Source organism: Bacteroidia bacterium, from assembly GCA_039924845.1.
GTDB lineage: Bacteria > Bacteroidota > Bacteroidia > DATLTG01 > DATLTG01 > DATLTG01.
Genome location: JBDTAC010000061.1, coordinates 1 through 5086 on the forward strand (window position 1 = coordinate 1; position 5086 = coordinate 5086).

Below are 5086 nucleotides of genomic sequence, written 5' to 3' on the forward strand. Positions count from 1 at the left end.
TCTACATTATGTTTAATCGCATTTCCAATCAAATTATTAATCAGAATAGTTGCCAATTCGGCATTCATCGTTATCCATTTTTCATGTTCCAAATCCAGTTTTATCTGTAAATTTCTTTTTGCGATAAAATCATTCAAGGCAAGTATTCGTTCTTCAATTATTTTTCCGATAGATATTTTTTCACTGTCTTTGTATTGCCTATTTTCAATTCGCGTAAGCAATACCAAACCTTGATTTAGCTTGGAGAGTCGGATTGTTGCCTCGTAGGCACCTTGTATTTGTCTTGATTGTTCTTGTGATAAATTTTCCGATTGCAGAAACAATTCCAACCTCCCGATGATAATTGCCAAAGGGGTTTGAATCTCATGCGACGCATTCTCCGTAAATTCTTTCAGATTAATGTAATCAGAAAACATTTTAGCTGTCATTTTTCCCACCGCATTATTCAACTCACTGAACTCTAAAATATCACTCGTTTCAAAATTTATTTTTCCAGACTTGTGTATGTCGAATGCTTGCAATTCCGCTAAGGTTCGATAAAAAGGAGCCCACACTTTTTTAGAAACCCAACGATTCATCCAAAACAAAGCAAGTACTAAAATGAAGGCAATGGAAACAACAATAATCACAATTCCTTCAACGAAATCTTCCGTTTCGAGTAAGGATTTTGAAATTGTAATTGTACTTTTTTTCCCATTTATCGAAATTGGAAAAATAAGTTGCCGATATGGAATTTGTTCTTGCTCACTGACATCAAAAAGAGTCGTATCGCGCGTGTAGGAATGATTCTGGAAAAAAGTAGCGAGCGTATCAACGTGTATTTTATCACCTACGTTTAGCTCGATTGCAGAAAAATTTTCGCCATTTTTCAATTGCATTTCCACCTTTTTTTGTTCAAAAGAAAGATGTTCTGTAATTTGAGCATCCACCATATAAATAATCGAAAAATAGACAGCGATACTACCTGCTAATAAAATACCAAGTGATAAAAAAACCACATAACGATTGGTTTTATGAAGTAGTTTTTTCATGCCGCTGAAAATTTATAGCCGATTCCGTAAACAGCATGCAGGTAATTTTCGGCGCCATTGTCCATTAGTTTTTTTCGCAAATTTTTGATGTGGCTGTATATAAAATTAAAGGAGTCCGCCATATCTGAATCGTCGCCCCAAAGATGCTCTGCGATGGATTCTTTTGTCAATACTTTGTTTTGATTAGAAATAAAAAACAACAACATTTCATATTCTTTTTTGGTAAATACCACCTTTTTTTTATTGACGAAAACATTCATTTCATTCGGATGAATAAGAATTTCGTTGAAAAGAATATCGTTATTCCCATGTAAATTTCTTCGTCGGAAAAGCGAGCGAATGCGCGCATCCAATTCAGAAAGATGAAAAGGTTTGGTCAGATAATCATCCGCGCCAATATTCAGCCCTGTAATTTTATCGTCCAGTCCATTTTTAGCAGAAATAACAATAATTCCAGTTTCTGAACTTTTATTTTTTATTTCTTTGATGAGATCAAAACCGCTTCCGTCGGGCAATCCAACATCCAGCACTACGCAATCGTATTCATACATCGCTATTTTCAAGCTTCCTTCTTTGAAATTTTCAACGCTTTCGCACAGATGTCCTGATTGTTTTAAATAAGAAACCAAGGATTCCAGCAAAGATTTTTCGTCTTCAATAAGGAGTATTTTCATTGTTTTTTCTGTTTAAAATGAAAACGAAAAAGTGGATTCAAAAAATAATTTTTTCAACCGACAAAAAACATACTCAAAAGATTATTTTTCGAGCTCCATTATTTTCTTTAAACTCACGTTATCTGCTATCAATTGAGCGATATTATTGATTGAAATTCGTTCTTGTTGCATCGTATCGCGATGACGAATCGTAACCGTATTGTCTTCCAAAGTTTGATGATCTACCGTAATGCAAAAAGGCGTACCGATAGCGTCCTGTCTGCGATAGCGCTTGCCGATAGAATCTTTTTCATCGTACTGACAGATATAATCAAATTTCAATGAATCCATTATTTCGCGTGCTTTTTCGGGCAATCCATCTTTTTTTGTAAGAGGCATAACTGTTGCTTTTACGGGTGCCAAAAATGTCGGAATGTGAAGTACGGTGCGACTTGTACCATCTTCCAATTGTTCTTCTTGATACGATTGCGAAAGTACTGCCAAAAACATTCTATCTAATCCAATCGACGTTTCCACCACATAAGGCACATAACTTTGATTTAATTCAGGGTCAAAATATTGCAATTTTTTTCCGGAATGTTTTTCATGCGCTTTTAAATCAAAATCAGTACGACTGTGAATCCCTTCCAATTCCTTGAATCCAAATGGGAAATTAAATTCAATATCGCAAGCGGCATTGGCATAATGCGCCAACTTTAAATGATCGTGAAAACGATAATTATTGGGAGAAAAACCGAGCGTATGATGCCATTTGATACGTTCTTTTTTCCAGTAACTATACCATTCCATTTCTGTTCCCGGCTTCACGAAAAATTGCATTTCCATTTGCTCAAATTCGCGCATCCGGAAAATAAATTGTCGTGCTACAATCTCGTTTCTAAAGGCTTTTCCAGTTTGTGCAATCCCAAACGGAATTTTCATTCGTCCTGTTTTTTGTACATTTAAAAAATTCACGAAAATTCCTTGCGCTGTTTCCGGGCGCAAATAAACAGTTCCTGATTCATCGCTCACAGAGCCAATTTGCGTGGAAAACATTAAATTAAATTGACGTACTTCCGTCCAATTTTTAGTTCCGGAAACCGGACAAACAATTTCACAATCAATAATAATTTGGCGAACATCTTCTAAATTATTTTTTTCGAGTGCGCTTTTAAAACGTGTATTGATATCGTTGATTTTTGCTTGATTTTCCAACGCTCTCGGATTGGTTGCGCAAAATTGTTCTTCATTAAATTGATCGCCAAAACGCTCTTTTGCTTTGTCAATTTCTTTCTGAATTTTTGCTTCTATTTTCGCTACATGATCTTCAATTAGCACATCTGCGCGGTATCTTTTTTTACTATCTTTATTATCAATCAAAGGATCGTTAAAAGCATCCACGTGTCCAGAAGCCTTCCAAGTAGTGGGATGCATAAAAATCGCAGCATCAATGCCTACAATGTTTTCGTGCATTTGCACCATCGATTTCCACCAATATTCGCGGATGTTTTTTTTCAGTTCTACGCCGTATTGACCGTAATCGTAAACGGAACTTAAGCCATCGTAAATTTCGCTGCTCGGAAAAACAAATCCGTATTCTTTTGCGTGCGAAATAATGTTTTTAAAAAGATCTTCGTTGTTTGCCATGCTGCAAAAATAGAAATAAAGCGGCGTTTTTTACAAAGAGAAAATAACGCTTCGAAAAAATAATTTTTCGAATGACGATTTCCGACGTTTAAAAAATTATTTTTGCAGAACGAAAAAACAAAATTATTTTCAGATGAAAACAATAGACACGTTTAATTTTTCAGGAAAGAGAGCCTTGGTGCGCGTAGATTTTAACGTGCCTTTAGATGCACATTTTCACATTACGGATGATACGCGTATTCGTGCAGCCATCCCGACCATAAAAAAGATTTTGCATGATGGAGGTTCTGTTATTTTAATGTCGCATCTCGGTCGACCGAAAGATGTACCAGAAGAAAAATTTTCTTTGAAACACATTGTCGCACATATCTACGAATTGCTTGGTATTCCTGTAAAATTTGCAAATAATTGTTTGGGCGCGAACACGAAAAAAATGGCACAAGAATTAAAAAGCGGAGAAGTTTTATTACTCGAAAATTTACGTTTCTATAAACAAGAACAAGCCGGCACCGAATCTTTTGCGCAAGAATTGGCATCGTACGGAGATGTTTATGTAAACGATGCCTTCGGAACGGCACATCGCGCGCACGCTTCCACTGCAGTGATTGCAAAATTTTTTACGCATAAAATGTTTGGATACGTGATGGCAAGCGAATTAACAAGCATTAACAAAGTGTTAAATAACGCGGAGCGCCCGCTTACCGCGATTATCGGCGGCGCAAAAGTTTCTGGAAAAATTTTAATTATCACTAAATTATTGGATAAAATAGATCATCTGATTATTGGTGGTGGTATGGCGTATACCTTTGTAAAAGCTCAAGGCGGAAGGGTTGGCAACTCTTTGGTGGAAGACGATAAATTGGACATCGCAAAAAATATTCTCGCGGAAGCGAAAAAGAAAAACGTACACATTCACATTCCGGAAGATACCATTATTGCGGATTCGTTTTCGAACGAAGCAATGACGAAACAATGCGATATTAAAAATATCCCAGATGGCTGGTTGGGCTTGGACATTGGATCAGAAACCATTAAAAAATACAACGAAATTATTGCTCAATCCAAAACTATTTTGTGGAATGGTCCGATGGGCGTTTTTGAAATGACGAATTTTGAAAAAGGCACCAAAGCAATTGCAGAAGCCATTGTAAAAGCAACGAAAAACGGCGCGTACTCGTTGATTGGCGGGGGCGATTCCGTAGCAGCTATCAATAAATATAAAATGGGAACGAGCGTAAGTTATGTTTCTACGGGCGGTGGCGCTTTACTGGAATACATTGAGAGCGGAACATTGCCAGGAGTAAGTGCAATTGAAGCCTAAAATTTTCTCTCTCAAAAAAATAATTTTTTGAGAGAGAAAAAATGAGCACAAAAAAAAGGGTTCAAAAAATTAATTTTTTGAACCCTTTTTTATTTTCTATTCTCTCAAAGCACAATCAGTTTTTTGATATTCTGGTTGTGCGAATTTGTCAAGGAAAGCATGTAAATTCCTTTTCCGAAATTGCTCAAATTGATTTGTTTGGCATATTTTCCTGTGTAATTACTCAAGTATTCTTGATACACCAATTGTCCAATTGCATTGTGAATTTCGATGGTGTAATTATCCATATTACTGACAGAAAAATCTACTTCGAAATTACCATTGTTCGGATTTGGAAACACATTGAAAGAATTAATCAAATTATTTGTTGCAATTCCTGTATTGACAACTGTATCTGTTGCTGAAGTGGAAGAGCATCCATTCGAATTAGTTTC

General features: G+C 36.1%; 5 protein-coding genes. 1 reads left to right on the forward strand and 4 read right to left on the reverse strand.

Features of this window, described 5'->3' with window-relative positions:
* From ABIZ51_06735 to ABIZ51_06745, 3 genes are all read right to left on the reverse strand, one after another.
* Positions 1 to 1031, reverse strand: a 1031-nt coding sequence (locus ABIZ51_06735) for a HAMP domain-containing sensor histidine kinase (protein MEO7088472.1), incomplete at its 3' end; no start/stop codon positions are given.
* Positions 1028 to 1705 carry a response regulator transcription factor gene (locus ABIZ51_06740; GenBank protein ID MEO7088473.1) on the reverse strand — a complete coding sequence of 226 codons (678 nt, stop codon included), beginning with the start codon at positions 1703 to 1705 and terminating at the stop codon, positions 1028 to 1030. The genes ABIZ51_06740 and ABIZ51_06735, both read right to left, overlap by 4 nt.
* Positions 1706 to 1786: 81 nt before the next feature.
* On the reverse strand, positions 1787 to 3331 hold the full coding sequence (locus ABIZ51_06745) for a glycine--tRNA ligase (protein MEO7088474.1): 1545 nt from the start codon (positions 3329 to 3331) through the stop codon (positions 1787 to 1789).
* Positions 3332 to 3464: 133 nt separating this feature from the next.
* On the opposite strand from ABIZ51_06745, the gene ABIZ51_06750 reads away from it, so the two are divergent.
* The gene (locus ABIZ51_06750; protein ID MEO7088475.1) at positions 3465 to 4652 is read left to right on the forward strand and encodes a phosphoglycerate kinase; all 1188 of its coding nucleotides are present in this window, start codon (positions 3465 to 3467) and stop codon (positions 4650 to 4652) included.
* Between the two features lie 104 nt (positions 4653 to 4756).
* Here the strand turns inward: ABIZ51_06750 and ABIZ51_06755 are convergent.
* On the reverse strand, positions 4757 to 5086 hold a 330-nt coding region (locus ABIZ51_06755; protein ID MEO7088476.1), incomplete at its 5' end, for a T9SS type A sorting domain-containing protein.